Annotated in this window: 22 protein-coding genes; 7 read left to right on the forward strand and 15 right to left on the reverse strand. The window is 75.7% G+C overall.

Translation table 11 applies throughout. The features are described from left to right. Positions 1-77 precede the first annotated feature (77 nt). Positions 78-1622 carry a DEAD/DEAH box helicase gene (locus tag ACI8AC_RS01360; RefSeq protein WP_456894443.1) on the forward strand — a complete coding sequence of 515 codons (1545 nt, stop codon included), beginning with the start codon at positions 78-80 and terminating at the stop codon, positions 1620-1622. Positions 1623-1851: 229 nt separating this feature from the next. On the opposite strand, the gene ACI8AC_RS01365 is transcribed toward ACI8AC_RS01360, so the two are convergent. The 3 genes from ACI8AC_RS01365 to ACI8AC_RS01375 form a co-directional block, all read right to left on the reverse strand. After that, positions 1852-3261, reverse strand: a complete 1410-nt coding sequence (locus ACI8AC_RS01365) for a hypothetical protein (protein ID WP_456894445.1) — start codon at positions 3259-3261, stop codon at positions 1852-1854. An 82-nt stretch (positions 3262-3343) separates the two neighbouring features. Next, positions 3344-4645 carry a cytosine permease gene (gene codB, locus ACI8AC_RS01370; RefSeq protein WP_456894447.1) on the reverse strand — a complete coding sequence of 434 codons (1302 nt, stop codon included), beginning with the start codon at positions 4643-4645 and terminating at the stop codon, positions 3344-3346. Then, complete coding sequence (locus ACI8AC_RS01375) at positions 4642-5127, reverse strand: nucleoside deaminase (protein WP_456894448.1); 486 nt, start codon at positions 5125-5127, stop codon at positions 4642-4644. Before ACI8AC_RS01375 ends, codB begins: the two co-directional genes overlap by 4 nt. Positions 5128-5264: 137 nt before the next feature. Here ACI8AC_RS01375 and ACI8AC_RS01380 point away from each other — a divergent pair, with 137 nt between their 5' ends. After that, positions 5265-6788, forward strand: a complete 1524-nt coding sequence (locus tag ACI8AC_RS01380; protein ID WP_456894449.1) for a PucR family transcriptional regulator ligand-binding domain-containing protein — start codon at positions 5265-5267, stop codon at positions 6786-6788. Positions 6789-6803: 15 nt separating this feature from the next. On the opposite strand, the gene ACI8AC_RS01385 is transcribed toward ACI8AC_RS01380, so the two are convergent. The 3 genes from ACI8AC_RS01385 to deoC all read right to left on the reverse strand — a co-directional run bounded on the left by ACI8AC_RS01385 (position 6804) and on the right by deoC (position 10187). Continuing rightward, the gene (locus tag ACI8AC_RS01385; protein WP_456894451.1) at positions 6804-7673 is read right to left on the reverse strand and encodes an aldehyde dehydrogenase family protein; all 870 of its coding nucleotides are present in this window, start codon (positions 7671-7673) and stop codon (positions 6804-6806) included. Positions 7674-7749: 76 nt separating this feature from the next. After that, a complete protein-coding gene (locus ACI8AC_RS01390) occupies positions 7750-9192 on the reverse strand; it encodes an aldehyde dehydrogenase family protein (RefSeq protein WP_456894452.1) in 1443 nt (480 codons plus the stop codon). Further along, positions 9192-10187, reverse strand: coding sequence for a deoxyribose-phosphate aldolase (gene deoC, locus ACI8AC_RS01395; protein ID WP_456894454.1), 996 nt, complete (start codon positions 10185-10187; stop codon positions 9192-9194). Before deoC ends, ACI8AC_RS01390 begins: the two co-directional genes overlap by 1 nt. Positions 10188-10308: 121 nt before the next feature. Here deoC and ACI8AC_RS01400 point away from each other — a divergent pair, with 121 nt between their 5' ends. Genes ACI8AC_RS01400 through ACI8AC_RS01410 form a run of 3 tightly spaced genes read left to right on the forward strand, consistent with a single transcriptional unit; the run spans position 10309 to position 12499 of the window. Next, positions 10309-10953, forward strand: a complete 645-nt coding sequence (locus tag ACI8AC_RS01400; RefSeq protein ID WP_456894456.1) for a maleylpyruvate isomerase family mycothiol-dependent enzyme — start codon at positions 10309-10311, stop codon at positions 10951-10953. A 32-nt stretch (positions 10954-10985) separates the two neighbouring features. Beyond that, positions 10986-11609, forward strand: a complete 624-nt coding sequence (gene upp, locus ACI8AC_RS01405) for a uracil phosphoribosyltransferase (protein WP_456894458.1) — start codon at positions 10986-10988, stop codon at positions 11607-11609. Between the two features lie 2 nt (positions 11610-11611). Beyond that, a complete protein-coding gene (locus tag ACI8AC_RS01410; RefSeq protein ID WP_456894460.1) occupies positions 11612-12499 on the forward strand; it encodes a Gfo/Idh/MocA family protein in 888 nt (295 codons plus the stop codon). An 11-nt stretch (positions 12500-12510) separates the two neighbouring features. On the opposite strand, the gene ACI8AC_RS01415 is transcribed toward ACI8AC_RS01410, so the two are convergent. The 4 genes from ACI8AC_RS01415 to ACI8AC_RS01430 form a co-directional block, all read right to left on the reverse strand. After that, complete coding sequence (locus tag ACI8AC_RS01415) at positions 12511-13077, reverse strand: dihydrofolate reductase family protein (RefSeq protein ID WP_456894462.1); 567 nt, start codon at positions 13075-13077, stop codon at positions 12511-12513. A gap of 61 nt (positions 13078-13138) precedes the next feature. Beyond that, positions 13139-13726, reverse strand: a complete 588-nt coding sequence (locus ACI8AC_RS01420) for a hypothetical protein (protein WP_456894463.1) — start codon at positions 13724-13726, stop codon at positions 13139-13141. A 305-nt stretch (positions 13727-14031) separates the two neighbouring features. Beyond that, positions 14032-14616, reverse strand: coding sequence for a hypothetical protein (locus ACI8AC_RS01425; RefSeq protein WP_456894465.1), 585 nt, complete (start codon positions 14614-14616; stop codon positions 14032-14034). Between the two features lie 114 nt (positions 14617-14730). Beyond that, positions 14731-15954 (reverse strand): DUF222 domain-containing protein, encoded by a 1224-nt coding sequence (locus tag ACI8AC_RS01430; RefSeq protein WP_456894466.1) that lies wholly within the window; start codon positions 15952-15954, stop codon positions 14731-14733. Positions 15955-16320: 366 nt separating this feature from the next. Between ACI8AC_RS01430 and ACI8AC_RS01435 the strand changes: the two genes are divergently transcribed. Then, complete coding sequence (locus tag ACI8AC_RS01435) at positions 16321-16764, forward strand: DUF805 domain-containing protein (RefSeq protein WP_456894468.1); 444 nt, start codon at positions 16321-16323, stop codon at positions 16762-16764. A 10-nt stretch (positions 16765-16774) separates the two neighbouring features. Here the strand turns inward: ACI8AC_RS01435 and ACI8AC_RS01440 are convergent, their stop codons facing one another. From ACI8AC_RS01440 to ACI8AC_RS01460, 5 genes are read right to left on the reverse strand one after another with little or no spacing between them, the layout of a single operon-like run. Next, on the reverse strand, positions 16775-17467 hold the full coding sequence (locus tag ACI8AC_RS01440) for a haloacid dehalogenase type II (RefSeq protein ID WP_456894470.1): 693 nt from the start codon (positions 17465-17467) through the stop codon (positions 16775-16777). A gap of 35 nt (positions 17468-17502) precedes the next feature. Then, on the reverse strand, positions 17503-19569 hold the full coding sequence (locus ACI8AC_RS01445) for an acyltransferase family protein (RefSeq protein WP_456894471.1): 2067 nt from the start codon (positions 19567-19569) through the stop codon (positions 17503-17505). 8 nt (positions 19570-19577) lie between these two features. After that, complete coding sequence (locus tag ACI8AC_RS01450; RefSeq protein ID WP_456894473.1) at positions 19578-21203, reverse strand: phospho-sugar mutase; 1626 nt, start codon at positions 21201-21203, stop codon at positions 19578-19580. After that, positions 21200-22015 carry an NAD-dependent epimerase/dehydratase family protein gene (locus tag ACI8AC_RS01455; protein ID WP_456894475.1) on the reverse strand — a complete coding sequence of 272 codons (816 nt, stop codon included), beginning with the start codon at positions 22013-22015 and terminating at the stop codon, positions 21200-21202. Before ACI8AC_RS01455 ends, ACI8AC_RS01450 begins: the two co-directional genes overlap by 4 nt. Next, the gene (locus ACI8AC_RS01460; RefSeq protein ID WP_456894477.1) at positions 22012-22821 is read right to left on the reverse strand and encodes a purine-nucleoside phosphorylase; all 810 of its coding nucleotides are present in this window, start codon (positions 22819-22821) and stop codon (positions 22012-22014) included. The genes ACI8AC_RS01455 and ACI8AC_RS01460 overlap by 4 nt, the downstream gene beginning before the upstream one ends. Positions 22822-22964: 143 nt before the next feature. On the opposite strand from ACI8AC_RS01460, the gene ACI8AC_RS01465 reads away from it, so the two are divergent. Continuing rightward, entirely contained in the window at positions 22965-23501 is a 537-nt protein-coding gene (locus tag ACI8AC_RS01465) for a 2,4'-dihydroxyacetophenone dioxygenase family protein (RefSeq protein WP_456894479.1), read from the forward strand. The last annotated feature ends 4 nt before the right edge of the window (positions 23502-23505 follow it).

The raw sequence follows: 23505 nt of genomic DNA on the forward strand, positions 1-23505 counted from the left end.
CCAGTGAGGACGCCGGTCGACGGTGTCCGCGCACCACCACGGGACGCGCCCGAGAAGCATCGGAGTCCCACACCCGCATGACCACGTCCGACCTCGTCGACGTCCAGACCACCCCCGAGAGCGACCTCGGGACCACCGCCCCCGAGACCACCGCCCCCGAGACCCCCGCCCCCGACGCCGCCGCTCCCGAGCCGGCCGGCCCCACCTTCGCCCAGCTGGGGCTGCCCCAGCTGCTGGTGACCGCGCTGGAGCGGCGCGGCATCCGCCACCCGTTCGCCATCCAGGCCTCCGTGCTGCCCGACGCCCTCGCCGGGCGCGACGTGCTCGGCAAGGCCGCCACCGGGTCGGGCAAGACCCTCGCCTTCGGCCTGCCGATGCTCGCCCGCCTGGGCCTCACGGCCCGCCGCGGCCCGCGCGCTCCGCGTGCGCTGGTGCTCGTCCCCACCCGCGAGCTGGCGCAGCAGGTCTCCGACAACCTGGCCCCGCTCGGCCAGGCCATCGGCGTCCAGTTCGCCACCGTGTACGGCGGCGCCTCGATGGGCCGCCAGATCTCGCAGCTGCGCCGCGGCGTCGACGTCGTCGTCGCCACCCCCGGCCGGCTGCAGGACCTGATCGGCCAGGGCGAGGCCACCCTCGCCGATGTCGAGGTCAGCGTCATCGACGAGGCCGACTTCATGTCCGACCTCGGCTTCCTGCCGGTCGTGCAGGAGCTGCTCGACCAGACCCGCCCCGACGCGCAGCGGCTGCTCTTCTCGGCCACGCTGGACGGCGAGGTCGACACGCTGGTCCGCCGCTACCTGACCGACCCCGCCCGCCACGAGGTGCAGCGCCCCGGGGACGACGCCCCGCCGGCCGAGCACCTGGCCTACAGCGTGGCCTTCCGCGACAAGGTCCCGGTGACCCAGGAGCTGGCCGCGCGGCCGGGGCGCACGATCGTCTTCGCGCGCACCCAGCTCGGCGTGGACCGGCTGACCGAGAACCTGCGGGCGGCCGGCATCCGGGCCGAGGCGATCCACGGCGGCCTGCCGCAGGGGGCCCGCCGCCGGGCGCTGGAGGCGTTCACCGACGCCCGCAGCCCGGTGCTGGTCGCCACCGACGTGGCCGCCCGGGGCATCCACGTCGACGACGTGTCGCTGGTGCTGCACTACGACCCGCCGGCCGACCACAAGACCTACCTGCACCGCTCGGGCCGCACCGCGCGGGCCGGTGCCGGCGGCGTGGTCGTCTCCCTGCTCCTGCCCGACCAGGTGGGCCAGGCCAAGCGCCGGTTCCGCCAGGCCCGGGTCGAGCCGGTGGTCAGCCGGGTCCGGCCGGGCGACGCCCCGATCGCCGAGCTCGTCGCCAGCGGCGTGCACGTCGAGCCGGTGCAGCGCCCCGCGCGCGAGCACCGCCGGCCCTCCGGTGGGCCCGGCGGCCGCCGGCCGCGCCGGGACGGCGACCGCCCGCGCCGGCCGTACGGCGAGCGGCCGCGCCGCGACGGGGAGCGCCCGGTGGGGGAGCGCCCCGAGCGTCCCCGCCGGGAGGGCGAGCGGTTCGGCGCCGACCGGCGGGGCGGCGGGGACCGTCGTCCCGGCGGCTACCGCGGCCAGGGCCGGCGGCCCAGCCACACCTCCGCCGACTGAGCACCTGACGCGGCACACCTGACGCACGGCAGCGGCCGGTCCCGGGATCCCGGGGCCGGCCGCTGCCGCGTCCAGGCCCGCCTCCCCGCCGCGTCGAGGGCCCGCTCCGCCGGTGATCACGGGGTTGCTGCCCCGGGACACGCCGGACCACCGCGCGTCGCGGCCAACACCCCCATGATCACCGCGGGAGGGGGAACGGGAGGCGATCGGCGAGGGGGAGCGGGGCCGCTCAGTCGCGGAAGACCAGGGTCCTGCTGACCTCGGTCACGACCTCGTCCCACAGCGGGCGCAGGGTGGCCGCCTCCTCGGCGCGCAGGGCGCGGTCGGGCTCGCTCTCCGCGCTCAGCGCCGCCCGCCCGAGCGGCTCGGTGGGCTGCAGCAGGCGCTCGACCCGGGCCAGCCGGGCGTACTCGGCGACGTCGCGGACCCCCTCGACCGGCTGGGCCAGCGCCCGGTGGTCGACCAGGCCCGGCGCCCCGTCGGCGACCTCGGCGAGCACCTCGGCCAGCTCGGTGAGGTCGTAGCGGTCCTGCTCGGCCGGGAGCGCGCGGGTCTCGGTGTCGGCGACCTCGGGCCACGAGGTGATCTCGGTGAGGTCGTGCTCCTCGTCCCCGGCGCAGAACCGGCGGAGGTCCTCGGGGCTGGGGAAGAGGAACACCTCGCCGTCCCGGCCGAGGAAGCGCGCCCGGTCGTCGACGTAGCAGCGCAGCGTCAGGCCGGCGCCCTCGGGGACCACCAGCTCCACCGGCAGGATCCCGACCGACTCCCAGAACTCCGCGGCGGCGGCCACCTCGGCCGGGCCGGCGCTGATCCGGCCCGGGCGGGCGATGGCGCTCGTGCCGGGTGCCCTGCCGGCCGACTCGACCGCCGCCGGGCGCGCCGGCAGGGAGGCGGCGGTGGCGCCGGCGGGCCGCTGGTCGGCGTCCTCCGGTGTGCCGCCGTCCTCGTCGTCGTCCTCGTCCTCCTCCCCGGCCGTCGGGTAGTCGGCGAGGGTGACGGTGCCGCCACCGGTCCAGTCCAGGTGCGCGTCGAGCTCCTCGAGGACGTCCTCCCAGAGGTCGTCGAGGGCCGAGCCCACACCCAGCCAGGCGTCCTCGCCGGCGCGGCCGACGAACGCCTCCGGACCGAGGCCGAGGGAGCCGATCTCCGGCTTGGCGACCAGGTCGGCGAGGGCGCCGAACTCCGTCTCCCCGCCGTCGGCGTCCTCGTCGGCGGTGTCGTCCTCGGCGTCCTCGTCGACCTCGTCCTCGGTGTCGAGGCACTCGGCGAGCCGGCTGACGATGTCGACGGTGGCCGCCAGCTCCTCGACCGCCCAGCGGTCGGGCTCCTCGGCGGCGACGTCGTAGACCGCGTCGAGGTCGTAGCGGTGGTCGTCGTCCGGGGTCAGGTCGGCCGCGCCGAGGCCCGCCACCACCGGCCAGACCGGGTGGTCGGCGAGGTCGTGGTCGGTGCGGCGGCGGCAGAACGCCGCGAGCGCCGCCGGGGTCGGGAAGAGGTGCACCCGCGCCCGCTCGCCCTCCGAGGTGCCGAGGAAGGCCTGCCACTCCTCGCCGTCCTCCTCCCACGGCGGTGCCCACAGGGTGTAGCCGGTGCGGTCGTCGAGGGTGAGTGCGATGGGCACGATGCTGGGCCTGGCCACGGAGCCCATCCTGCCGCCTCGCCCCGGGAACGCGCCCCCGGGTTCCCCCGGGCCCGCGCGCCCCGGGGGCGGGGCGGGGCGGTCAGGCGGGGGCGCCCGCCGGACGGCGACCGCGCTGGACGGCCAGGACGCCGACGATCGCGACCGCGATCCCGATGACCGGCGGGATGAACCACTGCGCCTCGTTGCTCCACCAGGCGGCGAACGCGGCGACGGCGTACACCCCCACGTTGCGCCACTCGACGCCCGGCAGCTCGGCCGCGGCCCGGGCCATCCCCCCGCGCCAGCGGGCCAGGAAGTCGCCGATGATCACGCCGCCGAGCGGCGGGATCAGCACGCCGAGCCAGCTGAGGTAGCCGATGAGGTTGTCGTAGATCCCGGTGACCGCGAGCAGGGTGCCCAGGACGACGCCGCCGACGACGAAGGGCTTCTTCGACCGGGAGTCGGCGATCTCGGCCCCGGCGACGCCGAAGTTGTAGGCGGTGTTGTCGTTCGTGGTCCACAGGTTCGCCACGAGGAAGACCAGCCCCCAGCCGACGAGGCCGAGCTGGTAGAGGACGAGGACGAAGTCCCCCTCGCCGAACGACAGCGCCCCGATGGCGCCGAAGCCCAGCATGAGCAGCTCACCGATCAGGAAGGCGACCAGGCAGGCCCAGAACCCCGCGCCCGGGGTGCGGGCGAACCGGGTCCAGTTGGGCGCCTGGGTGCCGCCCGAGGCGAAGGTGCCGACGATGACGGTGACGGCGAGCGCGACCGTCATGGACCCGGTGGGCTCGATGGCGGCCAGGCCGGACCAGCCGCCCACCTCCTCCAGGGACCGCCAGGTGACCCAGCCGGCGAGCACCAGCATCAGCGGGACCGACACCAGCGACAGCGCGTACATGCCCTTGTAGCCGTAGTACGCGGTGACGCCCATGACCGCGCCGCCGACGACCATCAGCGCGATCTCGGCGCCGTCGCCCTCCCAGCCCAGCGCGCTCGCGGTGAGGCCGGCCAGGGTCGCCACGGTGACCCCGTACCAGCCGACCTGCGTGCCGCCGAGCAGCAGCGAGGCCAGCTTCGAGCCGCGGGTGCCGAGGGTGTAGCGGCACATCATCACCGTGGTCAGGCCGGTGCGGGCGCCGATCGCACCGATCACCGCGACGTAGCCGCCCAGCACGGCGCTGCCGAGCAGCAGCACGCCGACCAGGGGCCCGAGCGGGAAGGCCGTGCCCACCTGCGCGCCGGCCAGCATCGTGGGGGTGAAGAAGGTGAACCCCAGCAGGACGACGGCCAGCGAGAACAGCGACCGCCGGGCGTGAGCCGGGACGGGGTCGATCGGGTAGTCGGGGTCGACCGCCCCGGCGGCGCGGACCGCCTCGTCGGGGACCGGGGTGCTGCTCATGCCCCGACCTCCGCCCCGTCGTCCTCGCCGATGTCCTCGAACCAGAGGTCCGGGTGCCCGGCGATGAACTCCGCCATCATCCCGGCGCAGCCGGGGTCGTCCAGCACGACGACCTCGACGCCGTGCTCGGCCAGCCAGTCGTGGCCCCCGGAGAAGGTCCGGGCCTCGCCGACGACCAGCCGGGAGATGCCGAACTGGCGGACCAGGCCGCTGCAGTACCAGCACGGCGAGAGGGTGGTGACCATCGTCGTGCCGCGGTAGGAACGCTGCCGCCCGGCGTCCCGGAACGCGGCCGTCTCCCCGTGCACGGACGGGTCGCCGTCCTGCACCCGGCGGTTGTGGCCGCGACCGAGCACCGCCCCGTCGCGGCCGACGAGCACGGCCCCGATCGGGATGCCGCCCTCGTCGCGCCCGGCGCGCGCCTCCTCGACGGCGAGCGCGAGCCAGGACCGCGCCGTCGCCTCGTCCAGCGGGACCGTCATCCCCGCCTCCCCTCTCCCGGGTCCCGGCCGGTGCCGGGACGACGGACCGAGGCTGGGGGAGGGCGCGGCCCGGTCACAATGGCCGCGGTGGCGACGATCGGCGCCGCGATCCGCGACGTCGTGTCAGGGGGTACGGGGTGGCGCTGACCCTCGAGGAGTTCCTCGCGCTGCCCGCCGTCCGGGACGCCGACCCGGGGGTCGCGGTGGCGCCGGAGGCCGCCGGGGCGGCGGTCCGCTGGGTGCACTCCAGCGAGATCTACGAGATCGGCCCGCTGCTGTCGGCCGGGGACCTGCTGCTGACCACCGGCCTGGGGCTGGCCGGCGTGGACGCCGGGGCCCGCCGGCACTGGGTGCGGGAGCTGGCCGGCCGCGGGGTCGCGGCGGTCTGCCTGGAGCTGGGCCGGTCGCTCCCGCAGCTACCCGAGGAGGTGTCCGACGAGGCGCAGCGGGCCCGGCTCCCGCTCTACGTCCTGCGCCGGGTCGTCCCGTTCATCCGCATCTGCGAGGAGGCCAACGGGGCGATCCTGCACGCCGACGCCCGGCGGCTGCGGATGGTCGACGCGGTCGTCGACGAGGTGCACGACGCGCTGGCCGCGGGGGGCGGCACCCCGGCCCTGGTGTCCTGCGTCGCGGCGGCGACCGGCGGCCCGGTCGCGCTGGTGACCCGGTCGGGGCAGGTGGTCGCCGCCGCCGGGGCCCGCGACCAGCGGGCCACGGACCGCCTGCTGCGCCGGCCGGCCGCCAGCGCCGTCGTCCGGCCGTGGGACGTCGACTGGGGGGCGGTGCTGCTGGGGGCGGGCTCCCGCACCGACGACGCCGGGCTGGACCTCCTGGCGGCACGGGTGGCCAAGCTCGCCGCGGTCGCCGTGGCCCGCGCCGGCACCGGGTCCTCCGGGGACCCGGCCGCGGCGCTGCTCACCGACCTCCTCGCCGACACGGTGCCCGGGACGCGGGAGCTGCTGCTGCGGGCGGGGCTCGGCGACTTCCACCCGCCGCCGGCCGCGCGGGTGGTCGGGCTGGCGGCCTCGGCCCCCGACCCCCGGCAGGTGCTGGCCGGCTGGGCGCGGACGGCGCACGGCTGCAGTCTGGAGCTGCTGGCCGACCGGGTGCGCGGGGAGGCGCTGGGGCTGGTCGCCGTCCCGGCGGCCCCGGACCGCAGCGACCCCGCCGGGTGGCTGGCGGGGCGGCTCCCGGCGGAGGGCGCGGTCACCACCGTGGGCCCCGCCGTGCCGCTGGCCGAGGCCGGCCACTCGCTGCGCCAGGCCCACGCCGCGCTGCCCACCGCGACCCTGCTCGGCCGGGGCACGGTGCTGACCCGGGAGCTCACGCTCGCCCAGCTGCTCGGCCGGCTCGACGACCGGGCCCTGGGGCGGCTCGTCGACGACGCGCTGGCCCCCCTGGTCGCCTGGGACGCCGCGAAGGGCAGCGACCTGGTGCACACCCTGGCGGTGCACCTGCGCCACGGCGGCAACCGGACCCGCACCGCGGCGGCGCTGCACGTCCAGCGCCAGTCGCTGCACCAGCGGTTGCGCCGCATCGCGACCGTGCTGGGCCGGCCGGTCGACGACCCGGCGTCGCACGACGACCTCGTGGTGGCCACCACCGCGGCCCTCCTGCTGCACGCCCGCGACCGGCAGGGGGACCGGCCGCGCCGGCGCTGAGGAGGGGAGGGGCCGTCAGACGCCCATCGGATGCCACACCGACTTGGTCTCGAGGAAGGGGGTCAGGCGGGAGGTGCCCGGGTCGGCGGTCCAGTCCGGCTCCTCGGCCGGCGGGCGCACCACCCGCTTGATGCTCCCGGCCGCGAGGCGCTCGAGCTCCATGGCCTGGCCGGCGGGCGCGCCGGTGAGGTCGATGGCGTCGACGTCGTCGTGCTCGGCCAGCCAGGGGCCGAGCTCCGCGGCGTCCCCGGTGAGCAGGTTGACCACCCCGCCCGGGACGTCGCTGGTGGCCAGCACCTCAGCGAGGGTCACGGCGGGCAGCGGCCGCTCCTCGGACGTGACGACGACGGCGGTGTTGCCACCGGCCAGCACCGGCGCCAGCACGCTGACCAGGCCCAGCAGCGACGAGCGCTGCGGCGCCAGGACGGCGACCACCCCGGTCGGCTCGGGCGTCGAGAAGCCGAAGTAGGGACCGGCGATCGGGTTGGTCCCGCCGAGCACGGCGGCCAGCTTGTCGGTCCAGCCCGCGTACCAGACCCAGCGGTCGATGGCGGCGTCCACGGCGGCCCGCGCCCGGGACGACGACAGGCCCTCGCCCGCGGCGACCTCCTCGCAGAACTGGACGTGCCGGCCCTCCATCACCTCGGCCACCCGGTAGAGCACCTGGCCGCGGTTGTAGGCGGTGGCGCCGGACCACTTGCCGAAGGCGGCGCGGGCGGCGACGACGGCGTCCCGGGCGTCCTTGCGGCTGGCGCGCGCGGCGTTGGCGAGGAAGTGGCCCTTGGCGTCGGTCACCGCGTAGGTGCGGCCGGACTCCGAGCGGGGGAAGGCCCCGTTCACGTACAGCTTGTAGGTCTTGCGGACGGCGAGACGGTCGGAGCTCACCGGTCCGTCACACTCCCTCGCTCCGCTCGGCCGAACGCTGCGCTCCTCGCTCGCCGGCGCTCGCTGCGATGCTCACTCACTGGTCGGCACCCCTCAGGTACGCGGCCAGCCCCTGCCGGCCGCCCTCGCGGCCGTAGCCGGACTGCTTGTAGCCGCCGAAGGGCGACGTCGGGTCGAACTTGTTGAACGTGTTGGCCCAGACCACCCCGGCGCGCAGCCGGTCGGTGATCGCGAGGATCCGCGACCCCTTCTCCGTCCAGATGCCGGCCGACAACCCGTAGGTCGTGTTGTTGGCCTTGGCGACCGCCTCGTCGGGCGTCCGGAAGGTGAGCACCGAGAGCACCGGGCCGAAGACCTCGTCGCGGGCGATGCGGTGGGCGGGGGAGACCTCGGTGAAGACGGTCGGCCGGAACCAGAACCCGCGGTCGGGCAGCGCGCACGCCGGCTGCCAGCGCTGCGCGCCCTCCGCCTCCCCGATCTCGGACAGCTCGCGGATCCGGGCCAGCTGCTCGGCGGAGTTGATGGCCCCGATGTCGGTGTTCTTGTCCAGCGGGTCGCCCAGCCGCAGGGTGCCGATCCGCCGCTGCAGGCGCGCGACGACCTCGTCGTGCACGTCCTCCTGCACCAGCAGCCGGGAGCCGGCGCAGCACACGTGGCCCTGGTTGAAGAAGATCCCCTGGACGATCCCCTCGACGGCCTGGTCGACCGGGGCGTCGTCGAAGACGATGTTGGCCGCCTTGCCGCCGAGCTCGAGCGTCAGCTTCTTGCGGGTGCCGGCGACGGCCCGCGCGATCGAGCGGCCGACCTCGGTCGACCCGGTGAACGCGACCTTGTCGACGTCCGCGTGCTCGACGACGGCCCGGCCGGTGTCGCCGGCGCCGGTCACGATGTTCACCACGCCGGGCGGCAGGTCGGCCTGCCGGCAGACCTCGGCGAACAGCAGCGCGGTCAGCGGGGTGGTCTCGGCCGGCTTGAGGACGACGGTGTTGCCGGTGGCCAGCGCCGGGGCGACCTTCCACGCGAGCATCAGCAGCGGGAAGTTCCACGGGATGACCTGACCGGCCACGCCCAGCGGCTTGGGGCCGGGTCCGAGGCCGGCCCAGTCCAGCTTGTCGGCCCAGCCGGCGTGGTAGAAGAAGTGCGCCGCGGCGAGGGGGACGTCGACGTCCCGGGACTCGCGGATCGGCTTGCCGTTGTCCAGCGACTCCAGGACGGCGAACTCCCGGGCCCGCTCCTGCAGCAGCCGGGCGATGCGGAACAGGTACTTGCCGCGGTCGGCCGGGCGCATCGGCCCCCAGGTGCGGGTGAACGCGCGCCGGGCGGCCCGCACGGCGCGGTCGACGTCGGCCTCGGTGCCGACCGCGACCTCGGAGAGGACCTCCTCGGTGGCCGGGTTCACCGTCTTCATCGCCTCGCCGGTGCCGTCGACGAGCTCACCGTCGACGAACAGGCCGTAGGACGGCGCGATGTCGACGATCGAGCGCGACTCGGGCGCGGGGGCGTACTCGAAGACGGTCATCAGTCGACGCTCACGTGGTCGGGGCCGGAGTAGTGGCCGGTGCGGAGCTTCTGCCGCTGCAGGAGCAGGTCGTTGAGCAGGCTGGAGGCGCCGATGCGGAACCGGTCGGGGGAGAGCCAGTCGGGCCCGGCGACCTCGTTGACGAGGACGAGGTGCTTGACGGCGTCCTTCGTCGTGCGGATGCCGCCGGCGGGTTTGACGCCCACCCGGCGGCCGGTGGCGGCGTGGAAGTCGCGGACCGCCTCCATCATCACCAGGCAGACCGGCAGGGTCGCGGCGGGGGAGATCTTGCCGGTGGAGGTCTTGATGAAGTCGCCGCCGGCCAGCATCGCCAGCCAGGAGGCGCGGCGGACGTTGTCGAGGGTGACCAGCTCGCCGGTCTCGAGGATGACCTTGAGGTGTGCCTCTCCGCAGGCCTCCTTCACCGCGACGATCTCGTCGTGGACGTCGAGGTACCGGCCGGCGAGGAAGGCGCCGCGGTCGATGACCATGTCGATCTCGTCGGCGCCGTTGGCGACGGCGTCCCGCACGTCGGCGAGCTTGACCGCCCGGCTGGCCCGCCCGCTCGGGAAGGCGGTGGCGACGGCGGCGACGTGGATGCCGGTCCCGGCCAGGGCCTCCTTCGCGACCCCGGCGAGGTCGCCGTAGACGCAGACGGCCGCCACCCGCGGCGTCGACGGGTCGGTCGGGTCGGGCTGCCGGGCCTTGGCCGCCAGGCTGCGCACCTTGCCGGGGGTGTCGGCGCCCTCGAGGGTGGTCAGGTCGACCATCGAGATCGCGGTGTCGATCGCCCACGCCTTCGCGGTGGTCTTGATCGAGCGGGTGCCCAGCACGCCCACCCGGGCCTCGGCGCCGACCTGGTCGACGCCCGGCAGCCCGTGCAGGAAGGCCCGGAAGGCGGCCTCGGACCGGGTCACGTCGCCGAACGGCGCCGGGGGTTCCCGCCGTGGCGCGGCGTCCGCGGCCGCCGCCCGGGGATCGAGCAGGTGGGTCATGCCCGCATTCTCCCCTGCACCGGGCCGGGCCCGTCGGCGCTTCCCCCTGCGGAGCGATGAGTCCCCCGCCGCGGCGGGGTCCTCAGCAGTGCCCGTTCCCGCGCGCCCCGGTGGAGGACCCGTGAGCCGACCCCGCGTCCGCATGCTCCCCGAGGTGGCCGCCCAGCGGCGGGCCCTCGCGGACCTCCTGGACGACCTGCACGTCCGGGAGTGGGCGGTCCGGTCGCTGTGCCCGGCCTGGACCGTCCAGGAGGTGCTCGCGCACCTCAGCCTCTCCACCCGCCAGTCGACGGCGGCCACGCTGCTGCGCGTCGTGCGGGCGGGCGGCAGCTTCGAGCGGGCCGACGCCCGCTGGGCGCAGGAGCGGGCGGCCGCCTTCCCCCCGGCGGCCCTGGTGGCGCAGCTCCGCGAGACCGCGGACGCCGACCGGCGCCTCGGGATCTCCAGCCCCTGGGACCCGCTGGTCGACGTCCTCGTCCACGCGCAGGACGTCGTCCGTCCCCTGGGGCGCGCGTTCCCCACGCCGCCGGACCTCGCCGTCGCCGGGCTGCGGCACGTGTGGCGCGACGTCTTCTACGGCCGGCCGGAGCGCAGGTTCCGCGGGCTGCGGCTGGTCGCCACCGACGGGGACTGGGACGCCGGGGAGGGGCACGAGGTCCGCGGGTGCGCCGGTGACCTCCTGCTCCTGGCGACCGGCCGCCCCCTCGCGGCGGTGGAGGTGCACGGCCCGGGGGTCAGACGCGTGGGTGCCCGGCTCGGGCCCTGATCACCGGGCGGCCGGCGGCTACGGTGTGCGCCGTGAAGCTGACCGTCGTCGACCACCCGCTGGCCCGCGCCCGACTGACCCGCATGCGGGACGAGCGGACCGACAACGCGGCCTTCCGCGCGGCGTTGCGCGAGCTGACGCAGATGCTGGTCTACGAGGCCACCCGCGACCTCGAGGTCGCCGAGGAGCCGATCACCACCCCGGTGACCGCGACGACCGGCTACCGGCTGGCCGCGCCGCCGCTGATCGTGCCGGTGCTGCGCGCCGGTCTCGGGATGGCCGACACCGCGCACGGGATGCTGCCGGAGTCGCAGATGGGCTTCGTCGGGCTGGCCCGCAACGAGGAGACCTTCCAGCCCGAGGCGTACATGGCCTCCCTGCCGGAGACGCTGGTCGACCGGCACGTGTTCGTGCTCGACCCGATGCTGGCCACCGGCGGCTCGCTGGTGCACTGCTGCGGGTTGCTGACCTCCCGCGGCGCCACGGCGATCACCGTGCTCTGCGCGCTGGCTGCACCCGAGGGGCTGCGCCGGCTCGAGGAGAGCGGGCTGCCGCTGCGGGTGTTCACCGCCTCGGTCGACGAGGGGCTCAACGAGAAGGCGTACATCGTGCCGGGCCTCGGGGACGCCGGCGACCGCCAGTTCGGGGCGGTCTGACCGTGCGGTTCGGGGTGCTCGGCACCGGCTACTGGGCCCAGCACGTGCACGCCGCGGCGCTGGCCGAGCACCCGACCGCGTCCCTGGCCGGGGTGTGGGGGCGTGACCTCGCCAAGGCCGAGGCGGTCGGTGCGGAGTTCGACGTCCCCGGCTACGACGACCTCGACGCGCTGCTCGACGTGGTCGACGCCGTGGCGGTCGCCGTCCCGCCGGACGTGCAGGTGGGGCTGGCCGAGCGGGCCGCCGCGGCGGGCAAGCACCTGCTGCTGGAGAAGCCGATCGCGCTGACCCCCGCGGACGCCGACCGGGTGGTCGCCGCGGTGCGCGACGCCGGGGTCGCCTCGGTGGTGTTCTTCACCTTCCGGTTCCAGACGGCCACCCAGACGTGGCTGGCGCAGGCGGGGCGGACCCGGCTGGCCGGCGGTGCCGGCTCGTGGCTGAGCGCGCTGGCCGGCAGCCCGTTCGACTCGGCCTGGCGACGGCAGCACGGCGCGCTGTGGGACATCGGGCCGCACGCGTTGTCGCTGCTGGTGCCGGCGCTGGGGCCGGTCGAGGCGGTGCAGGCCTCCGCCGGGCTGGGCGACACGGTGCACCTGCTGCTGCAGCACCCCCGCGGGGTCGCCTCGACGGTGACGCTGTCGCACACGGTCGCGGAGATGTCGACCGGCATCGAGTTCTTCGTGCACGGTGACGCCGGCCGGCTGGTGCTGCTCCCGCAGACCGACGCGGCCACGGCGGCGCTCTCGGTCGCCGTGGACGAGCTGGCGGCCGCCGCGATGACCGGCGGCACGCACGCCTGCGACGTCGGGTTCGGCCGCGACGTGGTGGCCGTGCTGGCCGCGGCGCAGCGGGCGCTCTCGACCGGCAGCCGGGAGACCGTGGCCTCCTGACCCCGGCCCGGTCAGCCGGCCTCCCGGGCGTGGCGCAGCTGGACGACGCCGTTGCCGAAGGTGCGGGTCTCGACCAGCCGGAGGCCCGCAGGCCGGTCCGCCTCGCCGAACAGGGGGCGGCCCCTCCCGAGCAGCACGGGGTGGACGTAGAGCCGGTACTCGTCGACCAGGTCGAGCCGGCGGAACTCCGCGGCGAGGTCGGCGCCGCCGAGCGCCATGTCGCCGCCCGGCTGCGCGGCCAGCTCCCGGATCCGGTCGGCGTCGACCTCCCGGAGCAGCTCCGCGTTCGGCCCGACCTGGTCGAGGGTCCGGGAAAAGACGAGCTTGGGCGTCCGTCGCCAGATGTCGGCGAACTCCGCCATCGGGCCGGTGGCGGCCGGGTCGGCGTCGGCCGTGGGCCAGAAGGCCTCCATCAGCTGGTAGGTGCGCCGTCCCTCGAGGAACGCGCTCATCGCGGCGAGCTCCTCGTTGAAGTGGCTGTGCAGCTCGTCGTCGACCCGGTGCCACCCGATGTCGCCGTCCGGGCCCTCGAAGAACCCGTCGAGCGAGATGGACGTGTGCAGGACGATCTTCCTCATCGGCGGTCTCCTCTCCCGGGAAGGTGGACGCCCCGAGAGGCCCGGACTGATCGGTGCGGTTTCAGTCGTGCGGGTTGGTGAGCACCGGGCGGGCCTCCAGCACGTCGAAGGTGACCGGTGGGCCGTCGGTGGTCGTGGTGCCCGGGACGTCGGCGCTCGCGCCGCCGTCGACGCTGAAGGTGCCGCTCCACGTCGTGGTCAACGAGGCCGTGTAGCTGCCGCTGGCGTAGTCGTGGGTCACGGTGTGGGCCGGGTAGGGCGCGCCGGGGTCGGCGGTGGTGAGGACGGTGCCGTCGCCGGTGTGCCAGGCGAAGGAACTGGCCGTGGCGACGATGTCGACGGTGAAGCCGCGGATGTCGACGGTGAAGGTCTGGGTGGTCGGGCTGTCGGTGTAGAAGATCACCGGCAGGCCGACGAGGGCGTCGCCGGGGGGCTGCTGCTGTGTGACGAGTTCGGGCAGCGGCAGGGTCTGGAAGTAGCGGTAGACCTCGCCGGGCGATGGGGGCGGGTTCAGCGCCGTGATGTCCACGCAGGCGCGCGCCAGCGGCAGCCAGGGTCCAACGGGTGATCCGGGTGCCATGCCGCTGGGATCGAACCCGTCGGTCGTCGTCCCGTCGGGTAGGACCAGCCGTTGCCGTTCGACCACCATGACGAGAATGATCTGGCCCGGGGGCGACTCGCACAGTGCGTCGTCATCCGGGCGGCACACGCCACCGGCGGCCGTGTCCACCTCGCATGGCGTCAACAGTCGGTACGTGTACGGATGTGCGGCGGGAGAGGCATTGGAGGCAACCCAGGAAGTACCGTTTGACACCTCAACGTAAGCAGCGGTTATCGCTCCGGTCGAGTGTTCAACGATAGGGCAAAATCGTCTGTTGCACTCCTCGGCGGCGAACGCCGGACGGGAGGGCATTAGTACCCATCCCAATAATAGAAGTGCGACAAGTAGCCGGCTCACTCGAGAGTCAACGTCCTCATGAGCCAAGAAGCTCGGGCGCTATCCCAGGAGAGCGCTGCCCCTCCTGACAAGTTAGTGTAGGCACGGCTGCTCAATTCTTCGGCTACTGTCCCGTCGGGGGCGTGAACCGAGAGCGCTGCTATGTTGGCGCGCATAGCTATCTCTGCTGTAGCTGACCGCAGGAGCGGTTCGCCCAGGTCAATTATGGATACCTGCCCGCCGGAGTAGCTATAGCCGGCCTCGGCGTCACCTTCGACTGCTGATGCAATCCGCTCACAATCACGGCACCCGCTGCTGAACTCGCGGAGAGGGGCGGCGTCCATCACCGTCGACGTCCGGTTGATGAGCGCGATGTAGTACCGCACGAAGGCCTGCGCCCCGGCGGCGTCCTGGGTGCGCGCCTCTGCCGGCATGGGGAGGTCCGCGGGTCCGAGCGGCTCGAGCGCCGCCTCGGTGGTCGGCGTGGAGGGGCTCGCCTCGGGCAGCGTCCCGCTGGCCGGTCGCTCGTCCGAGCAGCCGCCGAGCAGTGCCGAGCCCACCAGGAGGCAGGCGGCCCACCGCCGCGTGCCGCGCAGAGTCACGTCGTCCCACCCCCGTGCCGCCCACCTGGTCGCGGGGAGACTACGGAGAGCCGGCGCTTCGGGCACGGACCCCTGTGGACAGGTCACCCGATCGCATGGGCGGCGGGCCCTCCGTCAGATCCGGAGGTGCGGGAGCGGCGGCCGGACCTCGCTGCCGTCGGGCCGCCAGGTGTGCCAGGTGCTGGTGCCGGGGTCACGGCTGACGTTGAAGCCGCCCTCGTGGCAGGCGGTGTGGTGGCGTTCGCAGAGCAGGGCGCCGTTGTCGCAGGTGGTCGGCCCGCCGAACGCCCAGTGGACGACGTGGTGCACGTCGCACCACTCGGGCAGGGCGTCGCAGCCGGCGAAGACGCAGTGGCCGTCGCGCAGCTCGACGGCGCGGCGGATGGCGGCGGTGGCGGTGCGCTGCGCGCGGCCGACATCGAGGGGGAGCCCGTCGGGCCCGGTGATGATGCGGACCACCTGCGCGTCGCAGGCCAGCCGGCGGGCCGTCTCCGGGGTGATCGGACCGGCCCAGCCGAGATCGCCGCCGGCCACGCCAGGGGCGCCGCGGGCCGCGCACAGGGCCTGCCAGTCGATGCTGACGCGCACGTGCGCCCGTTCGCCGCGCACCGCGGGCAGCGCACCGCCGTCGAGCGCACCGCGGGCCAGCGCCACCAGGGCGTCGGCCCGCCGCTCGGCGTACCCGCGCAGGTCACCGGCCGGGCGGTCGCCGTTCATGAGGGCGGTCAGCGCGGTGCGCACGAACTCCCCGCCGACCGCGTCGAGCTCACCGCGCAGGTGGACCCGCCCGTCCGTGCCGGCGGCGAGGGTGAGCCGGCGGCGGGTGTCGGCCGCGTCGTCGAGGGTGCCGTCGGGGTCGACGCCGGCCACCCAGCGGGCCACGCCCTGGGCTGTCTCGTCGGGGCCGGTCTGGCCGGCGAGCTCGGCCAGGATGCGGTCGGTGACGGCGTGGTCGACACCGGCTTCGGCGGCCTTGGCGACCCGGCGCGGGGTCATGGCCTTGGTGATCACCCGGGCGTGGACGGCGGTGATCTCGCCGGCGGCGAAGGCGGCGGAGACGGCCGGCATGCCCTCCAGGCGCCGGCCGGTGGACACGATCGCGGAGGCGTCGGCCGGCGCCAACCGGCACTGCCCGCGCAGCCAGGCCCGCATCGACACCGCGCCGTCGCGGCGGTGGGCCTCGCGGCGGTCGGCCGCGCGCACCGCGGTGGTGAGGGCGGCGGCCACCCGGTTCGCCGCGGTCACCAGCTCGCCGACGAGCTCCAGCAGCGGTTCGTCGCCCAGCCGGTCGAGGTCGAGACCGGTCAGCTCGTCGAGGGCGGAACGCAGCTCGGACACCCTGCCCTCCCTCCTCCGCGATGCCACCGGTCGACCTGCCGACACGCCCACCGTAGGGGAGGGGTACGACACAAACGCCCTGGTCAGGGGCATGCTGGGGCGCCGGGGAGCGGGTGTCCAGGTCGGCGTGCGTGCCGCCCGGGATCGCTCGGTCGTCCACGTCTCGACGGGGCCGGAGGCGTGGCGGAGCGCGCACCGCCGCCGGAACCGCAGCGGGACCCGCCGGGCGTACCCGCGGGCGGACGCGCAGCCGGGGCCGAGCCGCTCAGTCGCCTCCCAGCGAGGCCCCAGCGGAACGCAAGCGCTCCCCGCGAACCTCCTCCCGACGCACACGGACCCCACGCGGGGCGGACACGGGAGAAGGACATGGACTCGGGCAACTGGTACGTGCGGCGGGGCCGCATCGGCCGCAGGACCTACTGGCTGCACTACGTGCTGCCGATCGCCGCGGCGTCGCTCGTCGCCGCGGTGCTGGACTTCCGGCTCGGGCTGGCCTGGTACACGACGAGCTACACCTCCGACGGCTCGTCGTTCGACTTCTCGGCCACCAGCAGCGGTGGCCCGATCCTGCTGGCCACGAACCTGCTGCTGTTCGCGCCCTCGTTGAGCGCCACCGTCACCCGGCTGCACGACCGCGGGCACTCGGCCTGGTGGCTGCTGTGGGGGCTAGTCCCCATCGTGGGTCCGCTGGTCCTGCTGATCACGGTCGGCTTCCTGGAGGGCGAGCAGGGGATCAACGCCTACGGCCGGCCGCCGTGGCTCCGGGGCGTCCCGGCGACGCGGCCGCACCGGCAGCCGGTCCTCCGCTGACGGAGCGCCGTCAGGCGCCCAGCCGGTCGGCGAGCTCCTCGAAGGAGGAGACCGACAGGTCGGCGTCCGGGTCCTCGGCGGGCGGCACCAGCCGCCCGCCGAACTCGTCGGGCCGGTGCACGTAGGCGGTGCGCAGCCCGCGGGCGCGCGCGGCGGCGAGGTCGTCGTCGTGCGCGGCCACCATCAGCACCGCGGACGGCGGGACGGCCAGCAGCCGCGGCACCGAGTCGTACACCTCCGGGTCCGGCTTGTACCGCCCGGCTATCTCCGCGCCGAGCACGAGGTCCCACGGCAGCCCGGCCCGGCGGGCCAGGTCGACCTGCAGGGCCACGTTGCCGTTGGACAGCGGCGCCAGCACGAAGCGGCGGCGCAACCGCGCGAGCCCGGGGAGGACGTCGGGCCAGGGGTCGAGCCGGTGCCAGGCCAGCACCAGCTCCTCCCGCACGGCCGGCGGGACGTCGGGCACCCCGGCGTCGGCGAGGACGGCGTCCAGCGACTCGCGGTGCAGGACGTCGAGCGGCACGAAGCCCCGGCGTCCGGACCGCACCTCCTCCATCGAGGGCTCGTAGCGCCCCCGCCAGTCGTCGGCCAGGGCGAGCGGGTCGACGGCGTCCCCCAGCAGCCGCGCGGCCTCCCGCGCGACCCCGCCGCGCCAGTCGACCACCGTGCCGAACACGTCGAAGACCAGCGCCCGGACCTCCACGCCGCCAGCCTGCCAGGCCGGCACGACCTGCGGGATCACCAGCCGGTCAGGGCGAGGAGGTCCCGTTCGAGCAGCGGGGTCACCGTGCGCATGTAGGTGCCGGAGACGTGGTTGAAGTCCATGTAGACGCGGACGTTGCCCACCACCGCGGGGCAGGTGTCCCGGGTGCAGAAGTAGGAGCTGGTGTCGAGCAGGTCGACGCCGTCCGGGAGCACCTCGGCCGCCTGCTGGAGGACGGCGTCGGTGTAGGCCACCCCGCGGCTCAGCGTGCACACCTCCGCGTCGTCGCCCCAGCGGGCCAGGCAGTCGGGGACGTCCTGCTCGTGCCGCGGGTTGTCCCGCACACCGACCACCCGGATGCCCCGCTCGGCCAGCTGCTGCCACGCGGCGACGAACCCGGGCGGGAGGACCTCCTCGTCCGGGCCCACCGCGGTCCGCGTGCCCAGGGCGACGACCAGGTCGGGGTCCAGCGCGACGATCCGGTCGACCAGCCGGGCGCGCCAGGCCGCGCACTCCTCGTAGTCGGGCCAGCCCTCCTGGATGAACTCGGACTCCGTGGAGAGGTTGCACCCGCCGCGGACGATCGAGACGACCTCCCACGAGTGGCGGGCGCCGAGCGCGGACACCGGGGGCAGCCACTGGGCGGCGTGCGAGTCGCCGACGACCACGACCCGGCGCTGCGGGTCGGCGGGCCGCTCGACGCACACCTCCGTGACCACCGGGACCGGTTCGCCGGGCGCGTCCTCGGTCGTGCACGCCCCCTCTGGCAGTGCCGGCCAGTCGTCCCGGATGACGATCGGCGAGGGCAGCGGCGTCACCCCCGGTACGCCGCCGGTGGCCGGGGTCGCGGTGCGGAGGGCCAGGGCTCCGGGGTAGGCCGGGTCGTCGGCGACCCGCGCCATCCGGTCGAGCTCGCGGTCGACCCACGCGGTGCCGGCCGCACCGGCGCCGGCCACGGGGAGGGCGCAGGCGAGGACCACCGCCATCGCCCGGACGGGGGAGCGGGCCTGCAGGCGCTCGGCGGCCGGCCGCTCCACCAGGCGGGACGTGACGGCGCAGAGGACCAGCGAGAGCGCGACGACGCCGACGCCGCCGTGCACCGACGGGGACTCCCGGCCGGTCCACACCAGGTAGAGCACCAGCAGCGGCCAGTGCCAGAGGTAGAGCGCGTAGGACCGGACGCCGAGCCACTGCAGCGGCGCCGACCCCAGGAACCGGTGCACGCCGAACCGGCCCCCGGAGCTCCCCGCGACCAGCACCGCCACCGCGCAGAGCACGGGCCAGGCGGCCTGCCACCCCGGGAAGGTGTGCGCGCCGTCGAGGACCGCGCCGCAGGCGACGAGCGCCACGACGCCGCCCCAGCCGGACAGCAGCGCCGTCCTCGTCCCCGGCCGCAGGCCGGCCAGGGTCAGCGCCACGAGAGCCCCGACACCGATCTCCCACACCCGGGGGAGCGTGGAGAAGTAGGCCACCTGCTGGTCGGCGGCCGTCGCCACCACCGACCAGGCGAAGGAAGCCGCCGTGGCGACCGCGACCGCGGCGACCGCCGTCCGCCGCCCGGCGCGCAGCCCGGCCCGGTGCAGCACCGCCATGCCGGCCGCCACCACCAGCGGTGCGGCCAGCAGGACCTGCACCTGCACCGACAGCGACCAGAACTGCTGCACCGGGCTGGCGGCGGCGTTGCTCGCGCTGTAGTCCACCGCCTCGTGGACCAGGCGGTGGTTCTCGGTGAAGGTCATCGACGCGACCAGGTGCGCGGCGAGCTCGGGCCACCGTGACCGGGGCACGACCGCCAGGCCGAGCAGGGCGGTGGCCGCGAGCACCAGCGCGGCGGCCGGCACGAGCCGCGACAGCGTCCGGGTGACCGTCGACAGGACCCGCACCCGCCCGGTGCGGCGGACCTGCCCGGCCATGCCGTGCACGAGGAAGAAGCCGCTGAGCACCAGGAAGACGTCCACGCCGCCCGACACCCGGCCGGTCGCCACGTGGTAGAGGACGACGAGGGAGACCGCGAGCGCCCGCAGCCCGTCGATCTCCGGCCGTCGGCGCGGGGTACGGGGACCGGCGGTCGCCGGCGGCCCCTGGTCGACCAGGACGGACACGGCCGGCGTCAGAGACCCAGTGCTGCGGCCATCTCGACGCGCAGCTGGTCCAGCTCGTCGGCGCCGCGGCCGCGCGCGGCGATGACCCCGGCGTCGTCGTGCACCGGCACCACCGTCTCGAGGTAGGCCTTGAGCTTCGGCTCGGTGCCGCTGGGCCGCACCACGACCCGCACGCCCTCCCCGAGCAGGCGGACGGCGTCCACCGGCGGGTCCTCCTCGCGCAGGTCGGTGGTGACCACGTCCCGGCCGAGCAGGCGGGACGGCGGGGCGGCCCGCAGCCGCTCCATCGCCGCGGAGATCAGGGCGAGGTCCTCCACCCGCACCGACAGCTGCCCGGTCGCGAACAGCCCGTGCTCCACCGCCAGCTCGTCGAGCCGGTCGAGCAGGGTGCGCCCGGTGGCCCGCAGCTCGGCGGCCAGCAGGGCGACGGCCAGCACCGCGGAGATGCCGTCCTTGTCGCGGACCACCTCCGGGGCGACCGCGTACCCCAGCGCCTCCTCGTAGCCGAACACCAGCGGCTCCCCCGGCGCACCGGCGCGGATGATCCACTTGAACCCGGTCGGGGTCTCGGCGAACCGCACGCCGTGCGCGACGGCGAGGGCGTGCAGCAGCGAGCCGCTGACCAGGGAGGCCGCGTAGGTCCCGCGGACCCCGCGGCGCAGCAGCCAGTCGGCCAGCAGCGCGCCCACCTCGTCGCCGGTCAGCCGCCGGGCGCCGCAGACCACCGCGCAGCGGTCGGCGTCCGGGTCCTGGGCCACGGCGACGTCGGCGCCGACCCGCTCGGCGAGCGCGGTCAGCAGGTCCACCGCGCCGGGCTCCTCCGGGTTGGGGAAGGCGACGGTCGGGAAGGCCGGGTCGGGCGAGTCCTGCTGCTCGACGCCGACGGGCGGGGCGAACCCCGCGGCCGCCAGCACGGCCCGCGTGGTGTCGGCGCCCACCCCGTGCATCGCGGTGTAGGCGACGGTCAGGGCGGCGCGGTCGGCGGCCGGCACCCGCCCCGGGTCGAGGGCCCGCACCACCGCGGCCACGTAGTCGTCGCGGACGTCGTCCCCGAGGGTGACCCGGTCGTCGGAGAGCGGGACCTCCCGCGCGGGGCCGACCGCGGCGATCGCGGCCTCGATCTCCCGGTCGGCCGGGGGCACCAGCTGCGCGCCGTCGCCCAGGTAGACCTTGTAGCCGTTGTCCTCGGGCGGGTTGTGGCTGGCGGTGACCATCACGCCGGCCGCGCAGCCCAGGTGCCGCACCGCGAAGGCCAGCACCGGCGTGGGCAGCGGGCGGGGGAGCACCTGCACCGCGAAACCGGCGCCGGCCAGCACGGCCGCCGAGACGTGCGCGAACTCGTCGGAGCGGCGCCGGGCGTCGTAGCCGATCACCACCCCGCCGCCGGCGTGCCCGGCCGCGGCCAGCCAGGAGGCCAGGCCGGCGGCGGCGCGGGTGACCACGGCGGCGTTCATCCCGGCCGGCCCGGCGCGCAGCGGCCCGCGCAGCCCGGCGGTGCCGAAGGTCAGCGGACCGGCGAACCGGCGCTCGAGCTCCTCGGTGTTCCCGGCCTCGATCAGCGCCTCGATCTCGGCCCGGTCGCCGGGGTGCGGGTCGGCGTCGGCCCAGTCGCGGGCCCGGGCGAGCACGGTCACGAGAACTGCTCCGCGTCGAACTCAGGCAGCGTGTACTGCCCGCCGACCAGCCGGTGCACCGGGTCGGCGGGGTCGGGCTCGCCGTGCGCCTCGACGAGCGCCTCGGCGAAGACCTCCGCGTCGTCGACCGGTTCGTAGCCCAGCGCCCGGGCCGCGGTGAGGTCCCACCAGTTGCGGGTGTTGGCCGACACGCCCCACACGACGGCGAAGCCGGGGGACGGCGCCCGCAGCGCGGCGTCGACGAGGCCGACCTGGTCGCGCGGGGAGAGCCAGGTGGCGAGCATGCGGACCGTCGTCGGCTCGGAGAAGGCGCTGCCGATCCGCAGGCAGACGACGTCCATGCCGTAGCGGTCGGCGTACAGCGAGCCGAGCGCCTCCATCGCCACCTTCGAGACCCCGTAGTACGTGTCGGGCCGCGGCGGGGCGTCGACCTCGCGCAGCAGCCCGCCGTCCGGGCGCGGGGTGTACCCGGTCGCATGGTTGCTCGAGGCCAGCACCACCCGCCCGACGCCGGCCCGCCGGGCGGCCTCCAGGGCGCAGTAGGTGCCCTCGATGTTCGCGTGCGAGATCACCGGCCAGGTGCTCTCGCCGGAGACGCCGGCCAGGTGGACGACGGCCGAGGCGCCCGCGACGGCGTCCTCCACCGCGGCCAGGTCGGTGACGTCGGCGACCACCTCCTCCTCGCCGGGCCGGACGTCGGTCAGCGGGGCGACGTCGAGGCTGCGCAGCGCCCACCCGCGCTCGGGCAGCCCGCCGCGCAGGACCGTGCCGATCCGCCCCCCGGCGCCGGTCAGCAGCACCGGCCCGCTCACGGCAGCCGCCCCGCGAACTCGACGAGGAACTCGCCGAGCCGGCCGGCCGCGGCCTTCCCCGCCGCCAGCACCTCCGCGTGGTCCAGCGCCTCCCCGGTGATCCCGGCGGCGGCGTTGGTGACCATGGACAGCGCCAGCACCTCGCAGCCGACGGCCCGCGCGGCGATCGCCTCCAGCGCGGTGGACATGCCGACCAGGTCAGCGCCGAGGGCCCGCAGCATCCGGATCTCGGCCGGCGTCTCGTAGTGCGGGCCGGGCAGCGCCGCGTACACGCCCTCGGTCAGCGACGGGTCGAGCTCCCGGGCCAGGTCGCGCAGCCGCGCCGAGTAGAGGTCGGTGAGGTCGACGAACGTGGCCCCCACCAGCGGGGACCGGGCGGTCAGGTTGAGGTGGTCGCTCACCAGCACGGCCTGCCCGACCCGGTGCTCGGGGGCCAGCCCGCCGGCGGCGTTGGTGAGGACGACGGTCCGCACGCCCGCCGCGGCCGCCGTCCGCACGCCGTGCACGACGGACGCCACACCGCGCCCCTCGTAGAGGTGGGTGCGGCCGAGGAAGAGCAGCACCCGGCGCTCGCCCACCCGCACCGAGCGGATCTCCCCGCCGTGACCCACCGCGGTCGGGGCGGCGAACCCGGGCAGGTCGCCGATCGCGACGGTGGCCGCGGGCTCGCCGAAGGCGTCGGCCGCCGGGGCCCACCCCGAGCCCATGACGACGGCGACGTCGTGCCCGGGACCGAGGGCGGTCGTGAGGTCCTCGGCCGCGCGGGCGGCCAGGGCGGCAGGGTCGGCGGGGAGGGGCTCGTCCACGCCCGGACGCTAACGCAGCGAGCCGGGAGGCTCCCGGGCCACGGGTCTTAGGCAGCGCCTCACACCCGCGGCCGGACAGGTCATGGACGTCGCCGGCCGGGCCCCCGACGCTGGCCGCACCGAATGCCGACGAGGAGGTCGCCATGACGCTCGCAGCCGAACGACCCGACACCACCACCACCCCGATGCCCACGCCGGTCGAGTCACCGGGCGCGGTCCACGCCCGGTTCGGCACGACGTTCGCCGACGGCTCGGAGCTGGTGCACGCCGGTGACATCCCGTGGACGCCGTGGGGGATGCCCGGCACCCACTTCAAGCTGCTGCACGTCGACGACGACAGCTCGCTCATGGTCTTCCTGCTGCGGGTGGAACCCGGCACCGTGGCGGCCCTGCACAAGCACTACGGCGCCGCGCACGCCTTCACGCTGCAGGGCTGGTGGGGCTACGACGACCGCTACGTCGGCGAGGGCGAGTACATCAAGGAGGCCGGCGGGATCACCCACATGCCGGTGGTCAGCCCCGAGGGCACCACGATGCTCGCCTTCGGCTACGGCCCGATCGCCGGTGTCGACGAGGACGGCACGGTCCTCGGCGTCATCGACATCGACTGGATGTACGAGGCGGCGAAGGCCAACGGCGCCGCCGACCACATCCGGCGCAGGGGCGCGGCGGCGGGCTGATCGC

This window comes from Geodermatophilus sp. SYSU D00758 (assembly GCF_054049955.1).

Bases quoted from the DNA above. Each gene is read 5' to 3' on its own strand.
- ACI8AC_RS01390 (WP_456894452.1), bottom strand. From the start codon at position 9,192: ATGACCGTCTTCGAGTACGCCCCCGCGCCCGAGTCGCGCTCGATCGTC.
- ACI8AC_RS01465 (WP_456894479.1), top strand. From the start codon at position 22,965: ATGACGCTCGCAGCCGAACGACCCGACACCACCACCACCCCGATGCCC.
- ACI8AC_RS01415 (WP_456894462.1), bottom strand. From the start codon at position 13,077: ATGAGGAAGATCGTCCTGCACACGTCCATCTCGCTCGACGGGTTCTTC.
- ACI8AC_RS01435 (WP_456894468.1), top strand. From the start codon at position 16,321: ATGGACTCGGGCAACTGGTACGTGCGGCGGGGCCGCATCGGCCGCAGG.
- ACI8AC_RS01420 (WP_456894463.1), bottom strand. From the start codon at position 13,726: ATGGTGGTCGAACGGCAACGGCTGGTCCTACCCGACGGGACGACGACC.
- deoC (WP_456894454.1), bottom strand. From the start codon at position 10,187: ATGACCCACCTGCTCGATCCCCGGGCGGCGGCCGCGGACGCCGCGCCA.
- ACI8AC_RS01375 (WP_456894448.1), bottom strand. From the start codon at position 5,127: ATGACGGTCCCGCTGGACGAGGCGACGGCGCGGTCCTGGCTCGCGCTC.
- ACI8AC_RS01360 (WP_456894443.1), top strand. From the start codon at position 78: ATGACCACGTCCGACCTCGTCGACGTCCAGACCACCCCCGAGAGCGAC.
- codB (WP_456894447.1), bottom strand. From the start codon at position 4,645: ATGAGCAGCACCCCGGTCCCCGACGAGGCGGTCCGCGCCGCCGGGGCG.